This window comes from Carboxylicivirga linearis, from assembly GCF_018271995.1.
Taxonomy (GTDB): domain Bacteria; phylum Bacteroidota; class Bacteroidia; order Bacteroidales; family Marinilabiliaceae; genus Carboxylicivirga; species Carboxylicivirga linearis.
Map to the genome: position 1 here is coordinate 1 of NZ_JAGUCO010000088.1, position 1,493 is coordinate 1,493.

Here is a 1,493-nt window from a genome sequence, read left to right on the forward strand (position 1 = left end):
TTTATCCGCAAGGTCAGGAACGCATTTACATCAACAAGTGCTTTGATAACCTGATTTATGCCATCAAGGAGCATTTATCCATTAAATCATTTGAGCCATTTACCGATAAACGAGCCGATGAATACATCGACCTGACCGAAAAAGGCAGCGTGAACAAAGGTGTGATAGTTGGCAAAGAACGCAAACTGAAACTTGCCAAAATCAGGGCTAAAGCAATTCGCATTAAACAGAAACAAGCCCTTGCGAAGGGCAGCGAATAATAAATAGTGTACTAAAAACTTAATATCAGATAGTATGAAATTAACAATCAAAAATTACAAGGAAGCCACCAAAAATATTGAATTCAAAAAGTTGCCGGAAGCAGCACAGGAAGCACATAAAGAGTTTGATTCATTTGCCGATTTCTACAATGAGGATAAAGACATTAAAGAGATGTTGGATAATCATTTCAAAATCGTTGAACCTTACCTAAAAGATTCGGAAAAGAAAAGCCCTACACCTAAGAAAACACCAGCGAAGAAGAAGACTACCTCGTCACAAAAATCGACAAAAAATGTGACCAAGAAAGCAGCACCAAAACGGACTGCCACAAAGAAAACGGCAGCACCCAAAAAAGCACAACGAAAACCCATCGAGGTTGATTTGATGCCATTGGAGATTAAGGTAATCAGGCGTTATCTGAACTTCCATTATAAGAAAGTAACCGAACGTCAGGTATCGCTTTTATATAAGGTGATTCAAAAGGCTGCTACCGAAAAGACTATTCGTAAAACAAGTAAGTACGCCTCTGAAATTAAAAGCATAAGCAATGACCTTATCAAGACTTACAAGGATATGAATGGTACTTGCAAGTTTGAAGTTCCGGATTCGTTATACACGAAGCTGAAAAAGATAGTGGATGACTACGGTGTTACTCCGGCAGTTGCATTGATTAAGCGTTTCATCAATCTGTATGGCAATATCACAAAGGCAAAAGCCCAACGCTTACTTACCACAGTTACCAACTCATTGAAAAATGGTAAGGTTGATAAATCCGACAAGGAATTTGAACAGGTGAAAAACGTCCAAAAGCATTTGCATGATTATCTGGAGAGTGACAAACTGCTTGTTACTAATGTTCAGTTAAAAGGATTACAAGGCATTACCGGATTGGGAAAGTAAATGCCACTACTTCCATGCCCAAAAGTAGTGGCTTTCAAAACAGGGCATTCAATCCCGACACCACAAGAACCGCTGTCATCGCATCCGACCAGATTGTTTTGGCAAACGACCTTGCCAAGATGAATTTTAAGACCATCTCCATCAGGGGAAAGTTCGGCAAGCTATTAGGCAAGCTGTATATCCCATTCTATATAATGATTTACGGCTCACGCTTTCATGGCAAAAGTACGGTTGCCCTGATGTTTGCAGATGAATTGGTAAAGCAACACGGATATAAAGTCCTGTATGTAGCCAATGAAGAAGGTGCTAAAGGAACAATGCAGGAGAAAGTG

3 protein-coding genes are annotated in these 1,493 nt (G+C 39.7%); all 3 read left to right on the plus strand.

The features are described 5' to 3' along the window. Positions 1-260, plus strand: a 260-nt coding sequence (locus KEM10_RS23690) for a hypothetical protein (RefSeq protein WP_212220835.1), incomplete at its 5' end; no start/stop codon positions are given. 34 nt (positions 261-294) lie between these two features. Next, positions 295-1,161 (plus strand): hypothetical protein, encoded by an 867-nt coding sequence (locus tag KEM10_RS23695; protein ID WP_212220837.1) that lies wholly within the window; start codon positions 295-297, stop codon positions 1,159-1,161. A 119-nt stretch (positions 1,162-1,280) separates the two neighbouring features. Next, positions 1,281-1,493, plus strand: a 213-nt coding sequence (locus tag KEM10_RS23700) for a hypothetical protein (protein WP_212220840.1), incomplete at its 3' end; no start/stop codon positions are given.

What these genes read in the sequence shown, in the direction of transcription:
- KEM10_RS23695 (WP_212220837.1), top strand. Translation starts at nt 295, where the DNA reads ATGAAATTAACAATCAAAAATTACAAGGAAGCCACCAAAAATATTGAA.